The sequence below is a fragment of the Streptomyces sp. NPDC050433 genome, assembly GCF_044458565.1.
GTDB lineage: Bacteria > Actinomycetota > Actinomycetes > Streptomycetales > Streptomycetaceae > Streptomyces.
Window position 1 is genome coordinate 1 of record NZ_JBITIB010000001.1, and the last position, 21,027, is coordinate 21,027.

The following is a 21,027-nucleotide window of genomic DNA, read 5'->3' on the forward strand; positions in this document are numbered from 1 at the left end:
GACGCCGTCTCCGACGTGAACCGGTCACCCGTCAGCTGCATACCGTCACCGGAATCACCCGCGAAACGGATGACCACCCGATCCAGACGACGGACTTCTTTCGAGCCGGGCGTGCCGGGCACGGTGCGCTGGTCGCCGACGACGGACTCATTCGTGTCGCCAGCCTCGTCGGCGTGCTCGGCTGGGCTACTGACCTGGCTGGTCACTGAACTGGACCTCCCTGGAGGCGGCTGCTGGGGCCGGCCGGCACGACCGGCACGCCCAGGGGCCACCCTACGTCGGTAAGGGTCGCCTTCCCTTGACCGCTCGCATGGTGGACGTCATTTTGAGACGCTTTCTTGTGGCAATTTGCCATGTTTTATCCGCCCCCGGGCGCTCTGTGTTTATCCCTGTCTGTACCGATATGAAGTCAGTCTTTTGGACTAGGACCCGTCGCGTGCCCACCAGATGGCCGCGACTGACCCCGGTGCTCAGCACCGCCGTCCGCCGGTCATGAGTTGAGATACGTCAGTACCGCCAGCACCCTGCGGTGATCTCCGTCACTCGGCGACAGGCCAAGCTTCTGGAAGATGTTGCTGACGTGCTTCTCCACCGCGCCGTCGCTCACGACCAGCTGTCTGGCGATCGCCGAATTCGTCCGGCCCTCCGCCATCAGGCCCAGCACCTCACGCTCTCGCGGGGTGAGACCGGCCAGCACGTCCTGCTTACGGCTCCGGCCGAGCAGCTGCGCCACCACCTCGGGGTCCAGCGCGGTGCCGCCCCTCGCCACCCGGACGACCGCGTCCACGAACTCCCGGACCTCGGCCACCCGGTCCTTGAGCAGATAGCCGACCCCTCGGCTGCTGCCCGCGAGCAGTTCCGTCGCGTACTGCTCCTCCACGTACTGGGACAGCACCAGCACGCCGATGCCCGGATGCTCCTTGCGCAGCTGGACCGCCGCCCGGACGCCCTCGTCGGTGTGGGTCGGCGGCATCCGTACGTCGGCCACCACCACGTCCGGCGCCGTGCCCTCACGGGCCAGATCGCCGACGGTCTTGATCAGCGCCTCGCCGTCCCCGACACCGGCGACGACGTCATGCCCGAGATCGGTCAGCAGCCGGGTCAGGCCCTCCCGCAGGAGCACCGAATCCTCGGCGATGACCACTCGTACCCTGTCCTCCACGGCCGTGTCGCCCCCATGTCGATGTGCGGACGCGCTCCGCGTCCGCCCTGCGGTCCCAGCATCCCAGTATTCGTATCGGCATGCGCCCACCCACCGGGAACTGATCAAAGCGATAGACACGACTCCGGCGCACCGGACGATGTCCGGTGCGCCGCAGCCGCGTCTCGTACGTCTGGCGTCCTCTGTCCTACTTCCGCCAGGGCAGCTCCGCCGTCACCGTCGTCGGCCCGCCGACCGGCGAGTTGACGACCAGGATCCCGTCGACCGCGTCGAGCCGCTCCGCGAGACCGGCCAGACCACTGCCCGACGAGGTGTTCGCGCCGCCCCGGCCGTCGTCCGAGACCTGGAGCATCAGCCGGTCCTGCATCCGCCACACGTCCACCGAGGCGCGCCCGGCCTGGGCGTGCTTGCTCACGTTCTGCAACAGCTCCGAGACGGTGAAGTACGCGATGCCCTCGATCGCCGCCGCCGGGCGGGAGTCCAGATCGACCTCGACCTGGACCGGGACGGTGCAGCGGGAGGCGACGGAGGAGAGCGCCGCGTCCAGGCCCCGGTCGGTGAGGACCGCCGGGTGTATGCCCCGCGCCAGGTCGCGCAGCTCCTGAAGGGCGACCTTGACCTCGCCGTGCGCCTCGTCGACCATCCGCGCCGCCGCCTCCGGGTCCGCCAGCAGCTTCTCCTTCGCCAGCCCCAGGTCCATGGCCAGGGCCACCAGCCGGGCCTGCGCACCGTCGTGCAGATCGCGCTCGATACGGCGCAGGTCCGCGGCGGCGGTGTCGACCACGACCCCGCGGTCCGACTCCAGCTCGGAGACGCGTGTCGCCAGCCGGGACGGGCCGAGCAGACCGGCCACCAACAGCCGGTCCACACCGGCCAGTCCACGCACCAGCCACGGCGAGGCGAGGACGAGGACGAGACCCACGACGCTGGTGGCGGCTATCTCGAACGGGGTGTCCACATAGAAATCACGGGAGCCGTCGCTGAAGATCGCGATGCCGTCCTGGTTCAGATACGCGGGGAAGACCCACTGCCACAGCGGATAGAGGAAGAGGCTCCAGCCGGTGACCACGAAGGTCACGGACGTGACGAACGAGAACAGCGCCCACGGGAAGTGCAGGAAGCCGTAGAGCACATGGCGCCAGGACACCCCGCTCTTGAGCACCGCGCCGACCCAGGACATCACTCCGGCCTTCTCCCCCCGCACCGGCAGCGGGCTCGCGACGTCCAGATTCAGCAGCGCCCGTGCCCTCACCCGCTCGACCGCGCCCAGACCCCGGCAGCCGATGAGCGCGGCGGCCAGCAGCGGAATGCCGAGGAAGGTCACGAGGAGCCCCGCGCTGACCGAGAGCGTCGTCACGACGTAGACGAAGAAGAGGATGCCCATCGGCAGGTTGAGGAGCAGATAGACGAACTCCTTCACCATGCGGGCCTCGAACGGAGCGCGCAGTGCCGGAGGAAGGGTGTGGCGCTGTGGCTCTGTGCGCACGCCGTAATCGATGGCCATCGTGTCGTCCGTTCTGCGAGCGGGGCGGTCGTCCTTCAGGTCGTATCCCCATGCTGATCCGTCGGCCGCGCCCGCACCATGAGGGGAGTATCCGAGTACGCCCTGGGGTTTTCCCCACCCCGGTGGTGCGGTTTTACGCCGCCCCGTACCCGTGTTGGCGCGACTTCCGCTGACTTCCGCCGGCTTCTGTCGTCTTCTGTCGTCTTCTGTCGGCTTCCGGACAGGACCGCTCAGGACCGGTCACCGTCGCGCTCGCGCTCGCGCCACGGGAGTTCGGCTGTGACGACCGTCGGACCCCCGACCGGCGAATCGATCACGAACAGCCCGTCGACGGCCCCCAGCCGCTCCGCCAGGCCCGCCATACCGCTTCCGCCGTCCAGCCGCGCGCCCCCGCGCCCGTCGTCCTGGATCTGGATCAGGAGCCGGTCCTTCGCGCGCCACACCTCGACGCTGGCCATGCGCGCCCCGCTGTGCTTGCTGACGTTCTGCAGAAGCTCCGAGACGGTGAAGTACGCGATGCCCTCGATCGCCGCCGCCGGCCGCTCGGCCAGCTCGACGTCCACCTTGACCGGGACGGTGCAGCGGGAGGCGACGGAGGACAGCGCCGCGTCCAGGCCCCGGTCCGTGAGGACCGCCGGGTGGATGCCCCGCGCGAGGTCGCGCAGCTCCTGGAGGGCCAGCTTCACCTCGCCGTGCGCCTCGTCGACCATGCTCGCCGCCGTCTCCGGGTCGTCCAGCAGCTTCTCCTTCGCGAGGCCGAGCCCCATGGCCAGGGCCACCAGCCGGGCCTGCGCACCGTCGTGCAGATCGCGCTCGATACGGCGCAGATCGGCGGCGGCCGTGTCCACGACGACACCCCGGTCCGACTCCAGCTCCGCGATCCGGCGCTCCAACTCGTCCGACGGTGACAGCAGCCCGCGCACCATGGCCCGGTCCACATTGGTCAGCCCGCGCGCGATGTGCGGCAGCACCGGCCACAGGACGAACAGGCTCACCGTGGTGATCGCGAAGGTCAGGATCCCCCACGGCAGCCGGATGAACTCGTACAGCGTGGTCCGCCATCCCACCGGGTCCTTCAGCCCCGTCCACAGCCAGGAGAAGAACCCCTCGGAACCGCGTGCGCGCCTCTCGCGGCGGTTCCGGCCGCGCAGCGGACTCGGCTCGTCGATCCGGACGCCCAGCAGGGCGCGCGCCCGCGCCCGTTCCGCCTTGCCCAGCAGCCGGGCGCCGGCGAGGCCGGCGGTGAGCCAGGGCAGGCCGATCACGGTGACGGACAGGGCGGCACCGGTGGGCACGACGACCACGACATAGACGAAGCCGGCGATCGAGACCGGCAGATTGGCCAGGAGATGGGCGATCTCCTTCCAGGTCTGCCGTCCGAAGGCGAAACGTGGGGCCGGCAGCGGCCGGTCGTCGTCGGGGAGGCTGTCGCGGGCGTTCATAAGCCCCTAGCCTGCACGGCCGTGGCAGCCCACGCCATGGGGTGGCTGGGGGAGCCGGGGTGGGGATAACCCCACCACGCCCCGAAAAGCGGCGCGACCAGCACCGGAACCGGCCGGTGCGGGATCTGGTCATGACCCCGCCATGACTGATGCGGAACCGACTGCTTACGGTCCCTTTAGCAGGGCCTAGACTCCCGTCCGTACAGATCACGGACCGGGAATCTCAGGAACACCGATCGGCGGAGCGAGGGGCGGGTTGACGGACGTGCCGGAAACGACCGTTCTCGCGTCGGAGTACTTCCAGAGCTATTCGGTGGTCGGACTGCTCGTGGTCGTCGGCGTACTCTTCGTCGCCGTGGCCTTCGGGGCGGGCCGGCTGCTGCGGCCGGTGGTACCGACGCCCGAGAAACTGCTTACGTACGAATGCGGCGTCGACCCGGTGGGCGAGGGCTGGGCACACACCCAGGTCCGCTACTACGTCTACGCCTTCCTGTATGTCATCTTCGCCGTCGACTCGATCTTCCTCTTCCCGTGGGCGACGGTCTTCGCGGCTCCGGGATACGGCGCGACGACGCTCGTCGAGATGTTCATCTTCCTCGGCTTCCTGGCCGTCGGACTGCTCTACGCATGGAAGAAGGGCGTCCTGGAATGGACGTGACCCCTGCCGCGCCCGACCACGCACCGGTCGAGCTGCCGAACCCGCAACGCCTGGGCGTGCTCTCCCGCCTGGCGCCGCAGCCGATGAAGGTGGTCCTCAACTGGGGCCGCCGCTACAGCCTCTGGGTCTTCAACTTCGGACTCGCCTGCTGCGCCATCGAGTTCATCGCCGCCTCGATGGCCCGGCACGACTTCATCCGGCTCGGCGTCATCCCTCTCGCCCCCGGCCCGCGCCAGGCGGACCTGATGGTCGTGTCCGGCACGGTGACGGACAAGATGGCACCGGCGGTGAAGCGGCTGTTCGAGCAGATGCCCGAGCCCAAGTACGTGATCTCCTTCGGCGCCTGCTCCAACTGCGGTGGCCCGTACTGGGACTCGTACTCCGTCACGAAGGGCGTCGACCAGATCATCCCGGTCGACGTCTACGTACCGGGCTGCCCGCCGCGTCCCGAGGCGCTGCTCCAGGGGATCCTCAAGCTCCAGGAGAAGATCTCCCGCGAGTCGCTGGGGAAGCGTTACGGCTCCGAGGGGCAGCGGCCCAGCACGGCAGCGCTGCGCAGCGGGCTGGTCGCGGCCCCGCCGACGCCGGGGGAGAGCACCTGATGACTTCGGACGCGTACGACAGCCTGCCGGACTCCGTCGCCGAGATCTTCGGCGCGGACGCCACGGCGGAGCGCGCGTACGACCTCCTGACGGTCGACGTCCCCGCCGCCTCCTGGCTGACCGCGCTCGAAACCGCCCGAGACGCCCTGGGGTGCACCTACTTCGACTGGCTGAGCGCCGTCGACGAACCGGGCACCGGCTTCCGCGTCGCCGCGCACGTCGCCTCGGTCGAACCAGGCGCCGTACGGCGCCTGTTGGTCCGTACGACCGTCCCGCACGAGGCGGCCGAACTGCCCACGGCCGTCGGGGTCTACGCGGGCGCGGGCTGGCACGAGCGCGAGACGTACGAAATGTTCGGCGTCACCTTCAGCGACCATCCCAACCTGGTGCATCTGCTGCTGCCCGAGACCTTCGAGGGCCACCCGCTGCGCAAGGACTTCGTCCTCGCGGCCCGCGTCGCGAAGGCCTGGCCGGGCGCGAAGGAGCCGGGGGAGTCCGCGCCGGGTCACGGGGGGCCCAAGCGCCGCCAGATGCTCCCTCCGGGCGTCCCGGACCCGAACGAATGGGGCCCGCTCAAGGGCCAACTCCCCCCGGCCCCCGCCCGCCCGGCCCGCACCCCCCGCGCATCGGGGGACCGACCGCCCCGCCGCACCCGCAGCGCCACGGACGGCTCCACGAGCCAACAGCCACCCGCCTCCACGGACGCCCCCTGGCGCACGGCGGGCCCGGACTCCGCCGAGCGGAGACGAGAGCCCGCACAGGAGCCGTCGGTCACGCCGAAGACCGAGCCGACGCCGGACGCCGAGCCGACGCCCGAGGCCGAGCCGACGCCGACGCCGATGCCGGAGGCCGAGCCGACTCCGGAGGCCGACGTGCCCCCCGAGCCGGAGACGCCACCCGGACACGGTGGCCAACCCCACGACGGCCCCGGAGGAGACGCGTGAACGACGTGCTCGACGTCGCCATCCGGCTGGTCATCGTCTTCGCCGCATTCCTCGTCCTTCCCCTTGTCATCGGGCAGACCGAGCACAAGGTCATGGCCCATATGCAGGGCCGCCTCGGTCCCATGTACGTCGGCGGCTTCCACGGCTGGGCCCAACTCGTCGCCGACGGTGTGAAGTTCGCGCAGAAGGAAGACATCGTCCCGGCCGACGCCGACCGCCGGGTCTTCCAACTCGCCCCGGCCGTCGCCCTGCTGCCCTACCTCCTCGTACTGGTCGCGATCCCGATCGGCCCCCAGGAGGGCGCGGTCGGGGAGGTCGTCGACGCGGGGATCTTCTTCGTGCTCGCTGTGATGGGCGTCGGCGTTCTCGGGTCGCTGATGGCCGGCTGGGCGTCGGCGAACAAGTTCTCCCTGCTCGGCGGTCTGCGCACGGCCGCCCAACTGCTCGCGTACGAACTGCCGATGCTGCTCACCGCCGCCTCCGTCGCGATGGCGGCCGGCACCGTCTCCCTGCCGGGCATCCTCGACGCCTTCGAGTGGTGGTGGGTGCCCTGGCAGATCGTCGGCGCCCTCGTCTTCTTCGTCGCCGGGCTCGCCGAACTCCAGCGCCCTCCCTTCGACATGCCGGTCGCCGACTCCGAGATCATCTTCGGCGCCTACACCGAATACACCGGCCTGCGGTTCGCGCTGTTCCTGCTCGCCGAGTACGCGGGCATCGTCGTCCTGTGCGGACTGACCACCGTCCTCTTCCTCGGCGGCTGGCACAGCCCGTTCGGCGGTGACGACCTCGGCTGGCTCTGGACCCTCCTCAAGACCTTCCTCCTCGCCTTCGTCGTCATCTGGCTGCGCGTCAGCTATCCGCGGCTGCGCGAGGACCAGCTCCAGAAGCTCGCCTGGACCGTGCTCATCCCGCTCGCCCTCGCCCAGATCGCCCTCACCGGCATCGTCAAGGTGGTGATCCAGTAAGTGCCTCCGATCCCCGGTAGCGGCCTGGCCAAGGGGCTGGCCGTCACTCTTCGTACGATGACCAGGAAGACCGTCACCGCGCGGTACCCGGACACCCAGCCCGAACTCCCGCCCCGCAGCCGTGGCGTGATCGGCCTGTTCGAGGAGAACTGCACGGTCTGCATGCTCTGCGCCCGTGAGTGCCCCGACTGGTGCATCTACATCGACTCCCACAAGGAGACGCTGCCGGCCGCGGCTCCCGGCGGTCGGGAGCGCAGCCGGAACGTCCTCGACCGGTTCGCCATCGACTTCTCGCTCTGCATGTACTGCGGTATCTGCATCGAGGTCTGTCCTTTCGACGCGCTGTTCTGGTCACCGGAGTTCGAGTACGCGGAGACGGACATCCTGGAACTCACCCACGAGCGCGACAAACTCCGCGAGTGGATGTGGACCGTGCCGGCCCCGCCCGCCCTCGACCCGGGCGCCGAGGAACCGAAGGAGATCGCCGCCGCCCGCAAGACGGCCGACAAACTCGCCGCCGCTGAGGCGGCAGAGGCCGCGGCAGCCGCGCCCCAGGAACGGGAGGACGGCGAATGACCCCCCTCGCGGCGGCTCCCCTCGCCGCCCACCCCGGCTTCCTGTCCCCGACCGGCGTCGAGATCGCCTTTCTCCTCGTCGGCCTCGTCACCCTCGGCGCGGCCGTCATCACCGTCACGACCAAGCAGCTGGTGCACGCCGCCCTGTGGCTCGTCGTCGCGCTCGGCGGCCTCGCCGTCGAATACCTGCTGCTGACGGCCGAGTTCATCGCCTGGGTACAGGTCCTCATCTACGTCGGTTCCGTCGTCGTCCTCCTTCTGTTCGGGCTGATGCTGACGAAGGCCCCCATCGGCCGTTCCCCCGACGCGGATTCGGAGAACCGGTGGGTCGCGCTCGCGGTGGCGCTCACCGCCGCCGTCGCGCTGGTGTGGGTCGTCGTCGACGCGTTCCGTACGACCTGGATCCGTCTCGACGGCCCCGCCCAGGGATCCACCGAGGTGTCAGGCCAGTTCCTCTTCCGGCACTGGGTCCTGCCCTTCGAAGCACTCTCCGTCCTTCTGCTCGCCGCGCTCATCGGCGCGATCGTCCTGTCCCGCAAGAGCGAGGCCGCTCGCGGCAAGGAGCAGCGCTGATGCATCTCGCCTATCCGGCCGTGCTCGCGGCGCTGCTGTTCTGCACCGGTCTGTACGGGGTACTCGCCCGCCGCAACGCGATCCTCGTCCTGATGTCCGTCGAGCTGATGCTCAACGCCGTCAATCTCAACCTCGTCGCCTTCGACGTGTGGCTGCGCGACACCCTGCACGCGGGCCAGGCCCTCACCCTCTTCGTGATCGCCATCGCCGCCGCCGAGATCGGCATCGGCCTGGCGATCGTCCTGATGGTCTACCGCAACCGGGGCACCTCGGACGTCGACCGGCTCCGCGACAGCGTCGAGAGCGACGCGACGGACGAAGCCGCGGCCCAGTCCGCCGGAGCCGGAGCCGACGCCGAAGCCGCCGCACGGGCAAAGAAGGCTGAGGCCACCGCGTGACCACGACCACCCTCGCCGTCCTCGTCCCCCTCCTGCCGTTCCTCGGCGCGGTCGCCGGACTGCTCCTGGGCCGTACGGCCCCCGGATTCGTCCGGCCCCTGGCCGTGCTGCCGCCCCTCACCGCCGCCGTACTCGCCGCGATCGTCGCCGTACGCCAGAGCAACGGTCACGGCGGCACCCGCGCACCCATCGACGCCGCGACCCAACTCACCCCCACCGGCTCGGTCCCGATCGATCTCGCCCTGTACATCGACGGCTTCGCCGCCCTCGTCGCGATCCTGGTCGGCGTCGTTGCGACCTGCGTGCAGATCTACTCCACGGGCTATCTGCGCGACGACCCGCGCTACCCCTCGTACGCCGCGCTCGTCTCCCTCTTCACCTCCGCGATGCTGCTCGTCGTCTACTCCGGCGACCTGATGGTGCTGCTGGTCGGCTGGGAGATCATGGGCATCTGCTCGTACTTCCTCGTCGGCCACTACTGGGAGACACCCGAGGCACGCGCCGCCTCCCTGAAGGCCTTCCTGGTCACCAAGCTCGGCGATGTCCCCTTCCTGCTCGGTCTGTTCGCGCTCGCCGTCGACACCGGTACGTTCCGGATCACCGGCGTCCTCCAGGCCGTCGGGAACGGCGGGCTCGACCACCCCACCGTGATCGCGCTGCTGCTGCTCGCCGGCGTCGCGGGCAAGTCGGCCCAATTCCCGCTGCACACCTGGCTGCCCGACGCGATGGCCGGCCCCACCCCCGTCTCCGCGCTGATCCACGCGGCGACGATGGTCGCCGCCGGTGTCTACTTCGTGGCCCGTCTCCTTCCCGTCTTCGCCGCCTCGGCGGCTGCCCTAGTGGTGCTCGCCGTGATGGCCGCCATCACCATGGTCGGCTCGGCCATCGCCGCTCTGGCCCAGGACGACATCAAACGCGTCCTCGCCTACTCGACCATCGGCCAACTCGGCTACATGTCGGGCGCGCTGGCCGTGGGCGACCGCGGCGCGGCCGTCTTCCACCTCATCTCGCACGGCGCCTTCAAGGCGCTTCTCTTCCTCGGCGCCGGTGTGATCATCCACGCCGCCGGCACCAACTCGCTCGCTGCCATGTCCCGGATGGGCGGCCTCGCCAAACGTGTCCCCGACGCCTTCTGGACGATGACGATCGCGCTGCTCGCGCTCGCCGCCATCCCGCCCTTCGCGGGCTTCTTCTCCAAGGAAGCCGTCCTCGTCGCCGCCGAGCACACCGCGCTCGGTGACTCCGACACCGCCCCGGTCTTCGCCGGCTGGACCGTGCTGGTCGCAGGCCTGCTCACCGCCCTCCTCACCGCCGCCTACGCGACGCGCCTGTGGCTCCTCGCCTTCCGGGGCCGGGGAGCCGAAGCGGCCGACCACGGCAAGCAGCCGCTGTCGATGAACGCCGTCCTGTGGATACTCGCCGTCCCCTCGCTCGCCTTCGGCGTGACCGTCGGTCTCATCGCCCCCTGGCTGGGCGCCGAAAGCCTCGCCCCGACCGTCACCACCGCCGTACTCGGCACGGGAGTCGCCCTCGTCGGCGGACTGGTCACCTACGGCGCCTGGAGCCACACCACGGCACTCGCCGCCCGCACCCCCATGGGCGCCGTCGCCGCGCATCCGGACGCCGAGCCCGCCCTCGCCGAGATCGAGGCCATCGCCAGCCACATCCCCGCCTACGGCAACATCGCCTCGGCCCCCGACCCCGCCGACCCCGGCCGGCTACTGCTCGGCAGGCTCCACCCGCACGCCGCCGCCGGCTTCCACCTGGACGCCGTCTACCGCGTCCTGTTCCAACGCCCGGTCCAGGGCGCGGCCCGGCTGGTCCGCTTCCTCGACCGCGAGGTCGTCGACACCTACGTACGCGGAGCGGGCACCGGCACACGCTGGCTCGGCACCGCCGTACGCGGCGCGCAGACCGGCAATGTGCAGACCTACCTGGGCGCCCTGCTCGCCGGAACGGTCGTCCTGGCGATCGCCGCCGTACTCGTCGCCGCCGGAGCGTGAGCCGTGATCGATATCAGCACGTCCGTGATGCAGTTCCTTCTCGCGTTCATCGTCGTCGCCCCCCTGCTGGGCGCTGCGGCGGCGCTGCTCCCCGCCCCGCCCGGACTCCGGGGCACAAGCCCCGACCAGGCCGTACTACGCCACGGCGTGACCGTGACCGGCGCGATCCTCATCGCCGCGATCGTCCTCGCGCTCGGCTTCGACCACGACGAGCCGTCGAGGATGCAGGCCACGACGGACATCAGCTGGATCGCCGCACTCGACGTGCGCATCCATCTCGGCATCGACGGCATCTCTCTCCCCCTTCTGGTCCTGACTGCGCTGCTGACCTTCCTCTGCGCGCTCTACAGCTACTTCAAGCCCCCGACAGGCCCCTCCCCGAAGGCCTTCGTCGCCCTGCTGCTCGTCCTCGAATCCGGCACCCTCGCCACCTTCGCCGTCCTCGACCTGCTGCTCTTCTTCCTGGCTTTCGAGATGGTGCTCATCCCCATGTACTTCCTCATCGCCCGCTGGGGCGGTGCCGGACGGCAGGCCGCCGCCTGGAAGTTCATCCTCTACACGCTGCTCGGCTCCGTGGTCATGCTGCTCGGCCTGCTGCTCGTCGGGCTGCACGCGGGCACATTCGACATAGTGGCACTCGGCACTGACAACGGCCGTGGGCTCAGTACATTCGTGCAGGTCACAGCCGTTCTGGCGATCGGGATCGGGCTCGCGGTCAAGACCCCGATGTGGCCGCTGCACAGCTGGCTCCCAGACGCTCACACCGCCGCCCCGACCGTCGGATCGGTCCTCCTCGCCGGGGTCATGCTCAAGATGGGTACGTACGGGTTCGTCCGTATCGTCCTGCCGATCGCACCCGACGGGATGCGGATCTTCGCGCCATACCTCGCCGCCTTCGCCGTCGTCGGCATCATCTACGGCTCCCTGGCCTGCCTCGCCCTCGCCCGCCGGGGCGCCGGCGGCGACCTCAAGCGCCTGATCGCGTACTCCTCCGTCGGCCACATGGGCTTCGTGCTGCTCGGCATCGCGTCCATGACCCCCACCGGCGTCAACGGCGCGCTGTTCGCGAACGTCGCCCACGGCCTCATCACCGGACTGCTCTTCTTCCTGGTCGGAGCGCTCAAGGACCGTTACGGCACCGCCGACCTCGACACCCTCGCCGGCGCCACCGGCGCGGCGCTGTACGGGCGCGCACCGCGCCTCGGCGGACTGCTCGCCTTCGCCGCCGTCGCCTCCCTCGGCCTGCCCGGACTCGCCGGATTCTGGGGCGAGATGCTCGCGATGTTCGGCGCCTTCGATCCCGCCGACGGTCTCAGCCGCCCCGCCTTCATCACCTTCACCGCGATCGCCTGCTTCGGCACGCTGCTCACCGCCGCGTACCTGCTGATCGTGGTCCGCCGCGTCTGCATGGGCGCGCACCCCCAGCAGGCCGTGGAGCCGAAGGACCAGCGGGACGCGACGCCCGAACTCGCCGACGTCCAGGGCTACGAACTCGCCGCCTGGACCCCGCTCGTCGCCCTCACCGTCCTCGCCGGACTCTGGCCCGCCGTTCTCCTCGGCCTCACCGACCCGGCCGTGCAGAAGCTTCTCGCAGGAGGCAAGTCGTGATCGTGGCCGCTGCCCAGGGCGCCGCCGACAGCGCCGCCGGCCTCGTCCAGTCCGTCGACTGGCTCGCCATCGCACCCCCGGCCCTCACCGCCGCCGTCGCGCTGATCGTCCTGGTCGCCGACCTGTTCGTCCCGGAACGCCGTAAACCGCTCCTCGGCGCCCTCTCCATCGCCGGCCTCGCCGCCGCGCTCCTGCTGCTCATCCCGCTCCGCGCCGGCGACCGGTCCACCTTCTGCCTGACCGCCGACGCCGACGCCGCCGTGTGCAGCTACACCGTCGACCACTTCACGCTCGTCATCCAGCTCCTGGTACTCGGCGGCGCGCTTCTGACCGCGCTGCTCTCGATCACCGAACTCGGCGCGGGCAAGAAGCTCCCGCCGGGCGAATTCTGGTTCCTGCTGCTCTCCTCGGCGGCCGGCGCCGCCCTCCTGCCCGCCGCACGCGACCTCGCGACCCTCGTCGTCGCCCTCGAAGTCGCCACACTCCCCGCCTTCGCCCTCGTCGGCCTCAAGCGCGGCGACCGCCTCTCGTCCGAGGCGGCGCTCAAGTTCTTCCTCTCCTCCGTCACGGCCACCGCCGTCATGCTGCTGGGCGTCAGCTTCGTGTACGCCACCACCGGCACCCTGCATCTCACCGAGCTGGCCGGCCGGCTCGACGACGTCCCCGGAAAGTTCGACACCCTCGCATCGGCGGGCGTCGCCCTGACCCTTGTCGGCTTCGCTTTCAAGGCCGCCGCCGCGCCCTTCCACTTCTGGGTCCCCGACACCTACATCGGCGCGCCGCTGCCCATCGCGGCGTACCTCTCCGTCGTCGGCAAGGCCGTCGGATTCTCCGGCCTGATCCTGGTGACGGTCATCGCCTTCCCCAGCCACTCCGACGTTTGGGGCCCGGCCGTCGCGGTGCTCGCGGCGCTCACCATGACCGTCGGCAACGTCGCCGCGCTGCGCCAGTCGGCCACGCGCGCGTGGAGCGCGGTACGCCTCCTCGCCTGGTCGTCCGTCGCCCAGGCCGGCTATCTGCTGGTGCCGATCGCGGCAGCGGCGTACGCCGGCACGGACCAGATCGGCTCCACCGTCGCGTACGCCCTGATGTACGCCGTCGTGAACCTCGGCGCCTTCGCCGTGGCCGCCCTGGTGGCCCGTACGAAGCCCCTGAACCGCCTCTCCGACTACCGGGGCCTCGCGTCCGAGCGGCCACTCGTCGCGCTCGCCATGGGCTTCTTCCTGCTCTGCCTCGCGGGACTGCCGCCCGGCATCGTCGGCCTCTTCGCGAAGGTCACGGTCTTCTCCTCCGCCGTCGACGCGGGGCTCGGCTGGCTGGCCGTCGTGATGGCCCTCAACGTCGTCATCGCGCTCTACTACTACCTCCAATGGACGGCCGCCCTCTTCCACGCCCCGGAGACGGCCCAGACCCCGGCCGCCGAACCCGAACCGGCCCTGCGGCCCGCGCGCCTCCCTGCCGCCCCGGCCCCGGTGATCGCCGCGATCGGCCTGACGACCGCCGCGGGCGCCGCCCTGTCGGGAGCGCCCCAGCTCGTTCTGCGCTTCGCCGCCGAAAGCCTCTTCTGAGGCACGCGCCCGGCCCCGGAGCCCGTCCCACCCGTCCCCACCGCCACTCGTACGGCGTATACCCCCGTGCGGGCGCGCCAGGGAACCCGTGACCCTCGCCTGGCGTTGACCAGTGAGGAAGGGTCCACTGGAGAGTGGAGAAGCATCACGTAAAGGGTTCCCCTGCCGCACGATTTGGAGGGCGTTCCGTGCACCGCCGGCACAACGGGTTGAGGACCGCCGCACTCCTCGGGGGACTGTCCGCACTCATCATCGTCATCGGCAGCATCTTCGGCCGGACGGGGCTGATCGTCGCGGTCGTCGTCGCGCTCGCCACGAACGCGTACGCGTACTGGAACAGCGACAAGCTCGCCCTGCGCGCCATGCGCGCGCGCCCGGTCAGCGAGTTCGAGGCACCGGAGCTCTACCGCATCGTCCGCGAGCTGTCCACGACCGCGCGACAGCCGATGCCACGGCTCTACATCTCGCCGACCCAGGCCCCCAACGCGTTCGCCACGGGCCGCAACCCCCGCAACGCGGCGGTCTGTTGCACGGACGGGATCCTCCAGATCCTGAACGAGCAGGAGCTGCGCGGGGTCCTCGGCCATGAGCTGAGCCATGTCTACAACCGCGACATCCTGATCTCCTCGGTCGCCGGCGCCCTCGCCTCGGTCGTCATGTTCCTGGTGAACTTCGCCTGGCTCATCCCCATCGGCCGCTCGGACGACGACGAGGGCCCCGGCATCGTCGGCATGCTGCTGGTGATGCTCCTCGGCCCGCTGGCGGCCTCGGTGATCCAGCTCGCCGTGAGCCGTTCGAGGGAGTACGAGGCGGACGCGTCCGGCGCCCAGCTCACCGGCGACCCGCTGGCCCTCGCCAGCGCCTTGCGTAAGCTTGAAGCAGGGACGAAACAGCTGCCGTTGCCGCCAGAGCCACGGATCGAGACGGCGAGTCACCTGATGATCGCCAATCCGTTCCGGCCCGGACAGGGTGTATCGAGGATGTTCTCCACGCATCCGCCGATGGCGGAGCGGATCGCCCGACTAGAACGGATGGCAGGTGGCCGACCATGAAGACAATCCTCAACATCATCTGGCTGGTTGTGAGCGGCTTCTGGCTGTTCCTCGGCTACGTGTTCGCGGGACTGCTCCTGTGCATCACGGTCATCGGTATCCCCTTCGGGGTGGCCTCGTTCCGAATCGCCCGGTACGCACTGTGGCCGTTCGGCTACACGACGGTGGAGCGCCCCGACGCGGGATCACCGTCGTTCGTCGGCAACGTGCTGTGGCTGGTCCTGGCCGGCTGGTGGCTCACCCTCGGCCACATCTTCACCGGAATCGCGCTCTGCGCGACGATCATCGGCATCCCGCTGGGGATCGCGAACTTCAAGATGATCCCGGTCTCGCTGCTGCCCTTCGGCCGCGACATCGTCCGTACGGACGAGGCGTTCGCGGGCTGGTGACATCACTGATCTGAGCGCTGCCACCGACCTCACACGACCGTCGGGCCGGGCGACCCGACACGGCCCCGAGCCCGACCGCCGCCTCGGCCTCTGTACGGAGGCCGAGCCGCCGCGAGCGGTCCGCCACACATGATCACGCGCCCACGTATGTCCCGCCCGTACAGGGGTAGTCGACGGGCTGCCGGGATAACACGGCGTCGAAGACGCCCCCGCGTGCGACGTAGTCCGCTGTGTCGTACGCCCCACCCCACCGGCCTCCGCAACCGCGGCCGACCCCACGGGCGTCTTCCGTGTGGACACCGCACGAAAGGCAGGTTCCCGCCATGACCATCCTCGGCTGGCTCGTCCTCGGACTCCTCGCCGGAGCCGTCGCCAAGATCCTTCTGCCCGGCCGGGACCCGGGTGGCCTGGTCGGCACGACGCTGATCGGTATCGCGGGCGCCTTCATCGGTGGCTGGATATCGTCCCGCTGGCTGGACCGCCCGATCACCACGGACTTCTACGACGGCGCCACCTGGGCGGCGGCGATCGGCGGCTCACTCGTACTGCTGATCGTCTACCGCCTCCTCTTCGGCCACTCCCGCTCCCGCTGACGCGACCAGCCGCGACCAACCACGGCTCAGCCCCCGAGCCCCGTCTCCCGCAGCGTGATGTTCAGCCGCCCGGCGCGCATCCCGCTCGCCGGGTCGCCGGTCCCCGGATACACCTCGGGGACGCCGTGGAACGCGAGCCGGGACGGCCCGCCGAAGACGAAGAGATCGCCGGACGCCAACTCGACATCCGTATAATGACGCGTCCGCGTCTCCGTGTTGCCGAAGCGGAAGACGCAGCTGTCGCCGATGCTCAGCGACACCACGGGCGCCCCGGACTTCTCGTCCTTGTCCTGGTGCATGCCCATCTTGGCGCCGCCTTCGTAGAAGTTGACCAGCGCGGTGTCCGGCGCGTAGCCGGCCCCGGCCCCTTCCCCGTACGCCTCGTCGACAGCCGCGCGCCCCAACTCCACCAGCCACTGCGGAAACGGCGCGACCCGCGCGCCGTTCACGTCCCCGGCGGTACGGGTGTAGCGGTACGGCTGCCAGTGCCACCCCACACAGACCGTCCGCACGGACATCACGCCCCCGTTGGGCAGGGTGGTGTGCCGCAGCGGCACCGGCCCCCGCGCCCACCCCCGGCACGCCTCCACCAACTCCCGCTGCCGCTCCGCCGTGAGCCACCCCGGCACATGCACTGCCCCGTCGGCGACGACGGCCCGCGCCCGCGGAAACAACTCCCCACTCATGCCCCACCCCACCCCACGCCGGTAAGAACGCAACGAGGGCCGCCGCCGAGAAGTCCCGGCCAACCGCCCCCGTTGTGCCCTGCCGTGCCCGCCTGCCCGCCCGTCGGTCAGCGGTAGTTCACGTACTGCAGCGCGAAGTCGAAGTCCTGCCCCTTCAACAGCGCCTGTACGGCCTGCAGATCGTCCCGGCTCTTCGAGCTGACCCGCAGCTCGTCGCCCTGCACGAGCGCCTTGACGCCCTTCGGGCCCTCATCGCGGATGATCTTGGCGACCTTCTTCGCGTTCTCCTGGGAGATGCCCTCCTCGATGGAGGCGAAGATCTTGTACTCCTTGCCGGACTGCTGCGGCTCGCCCGCGTCCAGCGCCTTCAGCGAGATGCCCCGCTTGATCAGTTTGGACTGGAAGACGTCGAGGATCGCGTTGACCCGCTCCTCGGTGTTGGCCTGCATAAGGATCTTCTCGCCGGACCAGGCGATCGAGGCTCCGACGTTCTTGAAGTCGTACCGCTGGGAGACCTCCTTCGCGGTCTGGTTGAGGGCGTTGTCGACCTCCTGCCGCTCGACCTTCGAGACGATGTCGAAACTGGAGTCGGCCATGTCCTGTGGCTCCTTGGATCGGGTACTGGAAAGAGTGCTGCGACTGCCGCCGCAACTGATGCCGAAACTACGGCCGGGCTCCCGGCCCGCTGCCGCAAAGCCTAGTCATCCCGGCCCCCTCCCGGCCTGATCAATCCGGTGGCGGAGCACCCCCGCGTATCGGGTATCGTTTACGTCGTTGCCACGGAGCGGCGCACACAGCGTCCACCCCACGGCGACATCCCATGGCGGTGTGCCCGAGTGGCCAATGGGAGCGGACTGTAAATCCGCCGGCTTAGCCTTCCCAGGTTCGAATCCTGGCGCCGCCACACGGAACGGACGGCCCCTGGCCCGCGGAGACGCGGACCGGGGGCCTTCTTCGTATCCCTCAGGTGGACGACGCCGCGTTCTTCACGGCTTCCGCGACCGGCACCGTCCCGCTGATCAGCTCCAGCGTCAGGCCCACCGTCGCGGTCGTCTCCACCAACTCCACGAGTGTCGCGGCCACATCGTCCCGTGGCACCGGACCACGGCCCGTCGACGGCGCGAGGTTCACCTGGCCCGTGCCCGCGTCGTTCGTGAGCATCCCCGGGCGCAGCACCGTCACATCGAGAGCCGGCTTGGCCAGGACGTACGCGTCCGCCGCGCCCTTGGCGCGCAGGTAGTGGTCGAAGACCTCGTCGCCCTGCTGGGCCGGGTCTGCGCCCATGGACGAGACGATCACATAGCGCCGTACGCCCGCCTGTTCCGCCGCGTCGGCGAAGAGGACCGCCGCGCCCCGGTCGACGGTGTCCTTGCGCTCCGTGGAACTGCCCGGCCCCGCCCCGGCCGCGAAGACCGCCACGTCCGCGCCCCGCAGGGCCGCCGCCACCTCGTCCGGTGAGGCCGACTCCAGGTCGAGCACGACGGGTTCGGCGCCCGCCGCCCTCAGATCCTCCGCCTGTCCGGGTTTGCGGATGATGCCCGCGACCTCGTGTTCGCGTGCGGCGAGCAACCGCTCCAGCCGCAGCGCGATCTGACCGTGTCCTCCGGCGATGACAATTCGCATGCTTACGACCGTACGTCCGACGGGCCGTCACCGCTCACACGCCACCTCCGTAGGAGGAGCGCGTCCCGCCACTCACGGCGCCGATTCCGGGCGCCCCTGCCGGCCCTGCCTCGGCAGGTCCAGCGCGACGGCCACCGCCGAGTCGCAGTACTCCCGCACGGCGTTCGTCCGGGCCACCACCCGGCCCCGGTGAATGACGATCCTGCTGTACGCCAGCGACAGCACCCCCTCCAGCCGCTCCCCGCGCACCGCCAGCAACTCGGCCGGAAAGCCCGCCTCCACCCGTACCTCGGGCAGCCGCATGGCCTCCCGCGCGGCCGTGCTCACCGTCTCGTACGCCTCCGTCGCCCGCAGTTCTCCTTGGGAGGCCAGCAGATACGCCGCCTCGAGCGGATCCCCGCGTCCCACCGGGTTCGCGACGTCCCGTACGGCGCCGCCGCCCGCCGCCACCCGCACCCCGGCGGCACGCAGCAGCCGTACGGGCGCCACGCCCCGCTGCACGCCCTGCTGCTCGACACCGCCGCAGCCGCCCTGGGGCAGGCACACGACCGTCACACCCGCCGCCGCCAGCTGGTCGGCGGCCCGCCCCGCCGCGTCCCCCGGCAGCCGGGACAGACCCGCGCAGGGCCCGATCGCGACGCCGGGCCGCAGCCCGCCCGCCATCGCCGCGAGGCGCGCGAGCCGGGCCGGGTCGCCGCCGTCCGTATGGAGGTCGACGGGACAGCCGTGCTCGGCGGCGACCGCCAGCACCGCTTCCACGTAGCCGGTCGGATCGGGGTCGATGTCCGGGCAGCCGCCCACCACCCCCGCGCCCATCTTCACCGCGTCCCGCAGCATCGCGAGCCCGTCGGCGCCGGCGACCCCGGTCAGCAGGCGCGGGACGGCGACGACCGTCAGATCGCCCAGTCCACGCAGCGAACGCCGCGCCTGGAGCACCGCCCCCATGGGAGCCAACTCCTGCGCGTCACCGATCCGCACATGCGTACGCAGCGTGGTCGCGCCGTGTCCGACCTGGAGCAGCGCGGCCTCGGTCGCGCGACGCTGCACGTCGTCGGGGTCGTACGACACCGGCCCGTCCGGCGCGACGGCGCTCAGCGCGGTGTCGCTGTGCGCGTGCGGCTCGGCGGGGGCGGGCAGGAGCAGATACCCGTCGAGGTCCACGCAGCCGCCGAGCGCGATGAGACTGCCGGCCGTGCCGACGGCTTCGATACGGCCGCCGCTCAGCCGTACGTCGACGACGCGGCCGTCGGTGAGCCGCGCCCCGCGCAGCAGCAGCGCGGTGGCGTTCGCCGTGGCGCCGAACGAGGGCTGCGGCTGCGACGGCTGCTGCGGCTGTGGTTGCGGCGGCTGGCTGTCGGGCATCGCGCTCCTGGGTGGGGCTGTGGCGTGCAAGATCACGCAGCGTGCGTCGAGCCTAGAGGCGCCCCGCGCGGGGTTCGAGGAGGAAGGAAATAGTCATACCGGCGTGGCTTCTCCTGGTGTACGGAACGGCCTCCGAGCCCCTTTCCCACGCCGTCCCCACACCCGCCCGAACGCCCGTCCGACGGCCTCCCGGAAGCCTTCCGGGACGGATCCGAGACGGATGGGACAGGTGGGACGAGAGGCGGGCGGGAGACCCCGAAACGGATTTGGGCGATCGGCGACGGACCGTGTAATGTCTTCATCGCTCGCCCCAATAGCTCAGTCGGTAGAGCGTCTCCATGGTAAGGAGAAGGTCTACGGTTCGATTCCGTATTGGGGCTCTGGTGTACGGCGCTCCTCGCCTCCGGGCGAGGGGATCCGACATCACAGCGGTGTAGCTCAGTCGGTAGAGCAAGCGGCTCATAATCGCTGTGTCACCGGTTCAAGTCCGGTCACCGCTACACACGGTAGCCGATGGTAGGGACGGTCCTTCGATCGGCTACTCTTTTATGCGTTAACCCGTCAATCTGTCCAGGAGCACTCACGTGGCTGCCACCGACGTCCGCCCGAAGATCACGCTGGCCTGCGTGGAGTGCAAGGAGCGGAACTACATCACCAAGAAGAACCGGCGCAACAACCCGGACCGTCTTGAGATGAAGAAGCACTGCCCTCGTTGCAACTCGCACACAGCTCACCGCGAAACGCGCTGAACCAGGCTCACACCCGAGGCCGTCCCCTTAACGGGGGGCGGCCTCGCGTCGTTTGTCGTGCCCGATACATAGTTGTGCACCATTCATCAGGGCAGTCTCATCAGGAGGGAACGAGTCCATGGCGCTCGACCAGTCCTTCGTCGGGCGGACCTATCCGCCGACCGAGCCGTACGAGGTCGGCCGGGAGAAGATCCGCGAGTTCGCCGAGGCGGTGGGTGACGCCAATCCCGCGTACGCCGACCCGGACGCGGCGAAGGCGCTCGGCCACATCGACGTGATCGCTCCGCCGACCTTCGTCTTCGCGATCACCTTCAAGGCGGCGCGTGAGGTCATCGCGGATCCGCAGCTCGGGCTGGACTACAGCCGGGTCGTGCACGGTGACCAGAAGTTCGCGTACACCCGTCCCGTACGGGCGGGCGACCGGCTGACCGTCACCTCGACCATCGAGGGCATCAAGTCGATGGCGGGGAACGACATCCTCGATGTCCGCGGCGACGTGCACGACGAGGCGGGCGCGCACGTCGTGACCGCCTGGACCAAGCTGGTGGCGCGCGGCGCCGAGGGGGAGTGA

22 protein-coding genes, 3 tRNA genes and 1 pseudogene are annotated in these 21,027 nt (G+C 70.3%); 18 read left to right on the top strand and 8 right to left on the bottom strand.

Going from position 1 to position 21,027, the window contains the following annotated elements:
• The 4 genes and pseudogenes from ACIBLA_RS00005 to ACIBLA_RS00020 all read right to left on the bottom strand — a co-directional run.
• A pseudogene (locus ACIBLA_RS00005) lies at window positions 1-206 on the bottom strand (2-oxoglutarate ferredoxin oxidoreductase subunit alpha); the annotation flags it as partial.
• Between the two features lie 284 nt (window positions 207-490).
• Window positions 491-1,162, bottom strand: coding sequence for a response regulator transcription factor (locus ACIBLA_RS00010; protein ID WP_363240277.1), 672 nt, complete (start codon window positions 1,160-1,162; stop codon window positions 491-493).
• Between the two features lie 187 nt (window positions 1,163-1,349).
• On the bottom strand, window positions 1,350-2,666 hold the full coding sequence (locus ACIBLA_RS00015) for a sensor domain-containing protein (RefSeq protein WP_363240276.1): 1,317 nt from the start codon (window positions 2,664-2,666) through the stop codon (window positions 1,350-1,352).
• 230 nt (window positions 2,667-2,896) lie between these two features.
• Window positions 2,897-4,108, bottom strand: coding sequence for a sensor histidine kinase (locus ACIBLA_RS00020; protein WP_399197372.1), 1,212 nt, complete (start codon window positions 4,106-4,108; stop codon window positions 2,897-2,899).
• Between the two features lie 256 nt (window positions 4,109-4,364).
• On the opposite strand from ACIBLA_RS00020, the gene ACIBLA_RS00025 reads away from it, so the two are divergent.
• From ACIBLA_RS00025 to ACIBLA_RS00085, 13 genes are all read left to right on the top strand, one after another.
• Entirely contained in the window at window positions 4,365-4,766 is a 402-nt protein-coding gene (locus ACIBLA_RS00025; protein ID WP_363240274.1) for an NADH-quinone oxidoreductase subunit A, read from the top strand.
• Window positions 4,757-5,368: an NADH-quinone oxidoreductase subunit B family protein gene (locus ACIBLA_RS00030; RefSeq protein WP_363240273.1), complete on the top strand. Its 612-nt coding sequence runs from the start codon at window positions 4,757-4,759 to the stop codon at window positions 5,366-5,368. The genes ACIBLA_RS00025 and ACIBLA_RS00030 overlap by 10 nt, the downstream gene beginning before the upstream one ends.
• A complete protein-coding gene (locus ACIBLA_RS00035) occupies window positions 5,368-6,312 on the top strand; it encodes an NADH-quinone oxidoreductase subunit C (protein ID WP_399197373.1) in 945 nt (314 codons plus the stop codon). Before ACIBLA_RS00030 ends, ACIBLA_RS00035 begins: the two co-directional genes overlap by 1 nt.
• Window positions 6,309-7,277, top strand: coding sequence for a complex I subunit 1 family protein (locus ACIBLA_RS00040; RefSeq protein WP_363240272.1), 969 nt, complete (start codon window positions 6,309-6,311; stop codon window positions 7,275-7,277). Before ACIBLA_RS00035 ends, ACIBLA_RS00040 begins: the two co-directional genes overlap by 4 nt.
• Window positions 7,278-7,853, top strand: coding sequence for an NADH-quinone oxidoreductase subunit I (locus ACIBLA_RS00045; RefSeq protein WP_363240271.1), 576 nt, complete (start codon window positions 7,278-7,280; stop codon window positions 7,851-7,853).
• Complete coding sequence (locus tag ACIBLA_RS00050; protein WP_399197374.1) at window positions 7,850-8,425, top strand: NADH-quinone oxidoreductase subunit J; 576 nt, start codon at window positions 7,850-7,852, stop codon at window positions 8,423-8,425. The genes ACIBLA_RS00045 and ACIBLA_RS00050 overlap by 4 nt, the downstream gene beginning before the upstream one ends.
• Entirely contained in the window at window positions 8,425-8,823 is a 399-nt protein-coding gene (nuoK, locus tag ACIBLA_RS00055; RefSeq protein WP_399197375.1) for an NADH-quinone oxidoreductase subunit NuoK, read from the top strand. Before ACIBLA_RS00050 ends, nuoK begins: the two co-directional genes overlap by 1 nt.
• Window positions 8,820-10,826, top strand: coding sequence for an NADH-quinone oxidoreductase subunit L (locus tag ACIBLA_RS00060; protein WP_399197376.1), 2,007 nt, complete (start codon window positions 8,820-8,822; stop codon window positions 10,824-10,826). Before nuoK ends, ACIBLA_RS00060 begins: the two co-directional genes overlap by 4 nt.
• 27 nt (window positions 10,827-10,853) lie before the next feature.
• Complete coding sequence (locus ACIBLA_RS00065) at window positions 10,854-12,434, top strand: NADH-quinone oxidoreductase subunit M (protein WP_363240291.1); 1,581 nt, start codon at window positions 10,854-10,856, stop codon at window positions 12,432-12,434.
• Entirely contained in the window at window positions 12,431-14,002 is a 1,572-nt protein-coding gene (locus tag ACIBLA_RS00070; RefSeq protein ID WP_399197377.1) for an NADH-quinone oxidoreductase subunit N, read from the top strand. Before ACIBLA_RS00065 ends, ACIBLA_RS00070 begins: the two co-directional genes overlap by 4 nt.
• A 188-nt stretch (window positions 14,003-14,190) precedes the next feature.
• A complete protein-coding gene (gene htpX / locus ACIBLA_RS00075) occupies window positions 14,191-15,054 on the top strand; it encodes a zinc metalloprotease HtpX (RefSeq protein WP_363240266.1) in 864 nt (287 codons plus the stop codon).
• Entirely contained in the window at window positions 15,051-15,443 is a 393-nt protein-coding gene (locus tag ACIBLA_RS00080) for a YccF domain-containing protein (RefSeq protein WP_399197378.1), read from the top strand. Before htpX ends, ACIBLA_RS00080 begins: the two co-directional genes overlap by 4 nt.
• Window positions 15,444-15,766: 323 nt before the next feature.
• Window positions 15,767-16,036, top strand: coding sequence for a GlsB/YeaQ/YmgE family stress response membrane protein (locus ACIBLA_RS00085; RefSeq protein WP_363240264.1), 270 nt, complete (start codon window positions 15,767-15,769; stop codon window positions 16,034-16,036).
• Between the two features lie 26 nt (window positions 16,037-16,062).
• Here ACIBLA_RS00085 and ACIBLA_RS00090 read toward each other — a convergent pair whose 3' ends face one another.
• Window positions 16,063-16,722: an alpha-ketoglutarate-dependent dioxygenase AlkB family protein gene (locus ACIBLA_RS00090; protein ID WP_399197379.1), complete on the bottom strand. Its 660-nt coding sequence runs from the start codon at window positions 16,720-16,722 to the stop codon at window positions 16,063-16,065.
• A gap of 107 nt (window positions 16,723-16,829) precedes the next feature.
• Window positions 16,830-17,318 carry a YajQ family cyclic di-GMP-binding protein gene (locus ACIBLA_RS00095; RefSeq protein ID WP_164252294.1) on the bottom strand — a complete coding sequence of 163 codons (489 nt, stop codon included), beginning with the start codon at window positions 17,316-17,318 and terminating at the stop codon, window positions 16,830-16,832.
• Between the two features lie 226 nt (window positions 17,319-17,544).
• On the opposite strand from ACIBLA_RS00095, the gene ACIBLA_RS00100 reads away from it, so the two are divergent.
• A tRNA-Tyr gene (locus ACIBLA_RS00100) sits at window positions 17,545-17,626 on the top strand.
• 59 nt (window positions 17,627-17,685) lie between these two features.
• Here the strand turns inward: ACIBLA_RS00100 and ACIBLA_RS00105 are convergent.
• Together ACIBLA_RS00105 and ACIBLA_RS00110 are read right to left on the bottom strand one after the other, a co-directional pair.
• Window positions 17,686-18,345: an SDR family oxidoreductase gene (locus tag ACIBLA_RS00105; protein ID WP_399197380.1), complete on the bottom strand. Its 660-nt coding sequence runs from the start codon at window positions 18,343-18,345 to the stop codon at window positions 17,686-17,688.
• 72 nt (window positions 18,346-18,417) lie between these two features.
• Window positions 18,418-19,707, bottom strand: a complete 1,290-nt coding sequence (locus ACIBLA_RS00110) for an amidohydrolase family protein (protein ID WP_399197381.1) — start codon at window positions 19,705-19,707, stop codon at window positions 18,418-18,420.
• Window positions 19,708-20,014: 307 nt separating this feature from the next.
• Between ACIBLA_RS00110 and ACIBLA_RS00115 the strand changes: the two genes are divergently transcribed.
• From ACIBLA_RS00115 to ACIBLA_RS00130, 4 genes are all read left to right on the top strand, one after another.
• Window positions 20,015-20,087: transfer RNA gene (locus tag ACIBLA_RS00115), tRNA-Thr, on the top strand.
• 47 nt (window positions 20,088-20,134) lie between these two features.
• Window positions 20,135-20,207: transfer RNA gene (locus ACIBLA_RS00120), tRNA-Met, on the top strand.
• 84 nt (window positions 20,208-20,291) lie between these two features.
• A complete protein-coding gene (rpmG, locus tag ACIBLA_RS00125; protein ID WP_003956487.1) occupies window positions 20,292-20,456 on the top strand; it encodes a 50S ribosomal protein L33 in 165 nt (54 codons plus the stop codon).
• A 118-nt stretch (window positions 20,457-20,574) separates the two neighbouring features.
• Entirely contained in the window at window positions 20,575-21,027 is a 453-nt protein-coding gene (locus tag ACIBLA_RS00130) for a MaoC family dehydratase N-terminal domain-containing protein (protein WP_363240260.1), read from the top strand.

Excerpts from the sequence above, each read along its gene's own strand:
- nuoK (WP_399197375.1), top strand. The coding sequence starts at position 8,425 with ATGCATCTCGCCTATCCGGCCGTGCTCGCGGCGCTGCTGTTCTGCACC.
- ACIBLA_RS00080 (WP_399197378.1), top strand. The coding sequence starts at position 15,051 with ATGAAGACAATCCTCAACATCATCTGGCTGGTTGTGAGCGGCTTCTGG.
- ACIBLA_RS00130 (WP_363240260.1), top strand. The coding sequence starts at position 20,575 with ATGGCGCTCGACCAGTCCTTCGTCGGGCGGACCTATCCGCCGACCGAG.
- ACIBLA_RS00065 (WP_363240291.1), top strand. The coding sequence starts at position 10,854 with ATGCAGTTCCTTCTCGCGTTCATCGTCGTCGCCCCCCTGCTGGGCGCT.
- ACIBLA_RS00105 (WP_399197380.1), bottom strand. The coding sequence starts at position 18,345 with ATGCGAATTGTCATCGCCGGAGGACACGGTCAGATCGCGCTGCGGCTG.
- ACIBLA_RS00020 (WP_399197372.1), bottom strand. The coding sequence starts at position 4,108 with ATGAACGCCCGCGACAGCCTCCCCGACGACGACCGGCCGCTGCCGGCC.
- ACIBLA_RS00030 (WP_363240273.1), top strand. The coding sequence starts at position 4,757 with ATGGACGTGACCCCTGCCGCGCCCGACCACGCACCGGTCGAGCTGCCG.
- ACIBLA_RS00050 (WP_399197374.1), top strand. The coding sequence starts at position 7,850 with ATGACCCCCCTCGCGGCGGCTCCCCTCGCCGCCCACCCCGGCTTCCTG.
- ACIBLA_RS00095 (WP_164252294.1), bottom strand. The coding sequence starts at position 17,318 with ATGGCCGACTCCAGTTTCGACATCGTCTCGAAGGTCGAGCGGCAGGAG.
- ACIBLA_RS00015 (WP_363240276.1), bottom strand. The coding sequence starts at position 2,666 with ATGGCCATCGATTACGGCGTGCGCACAGAGCCACAGCGCCACACCCTT.
- ACIBLA_RS00035 (WP_399197373.1), top strand. The coding sequence starts at position 5,368 with ATGACTTCGGACGCGTACGACAGCCTGCCGGACTCCGTCGCCGAGATC.
- ACIBLA_RS00110 (WP_399197381.1), bottom strand. The coding sequence starts at position 19,707 with ATGCCCGACAGCCAGCCGCCGCAACCACAGCCGCAGCAGCCGTCGCAG.
- ACIBLA_RS00085 (WP_363240264.1), top strand. The coding sequence starts at position 15,767 with ATGACCATCCTCGGCTGGCTCGTCCTCGGACTCCTCGCCGGAGCCGTC.
- ACIBLA_RS00090 (WP_399197379.1), bottom strand. The coding sequence starts at position 16,722 with ATGAGTGGGGAGTTGTTTCCGCGGGCGCGGGCCGTCGTCGCCGACGGG.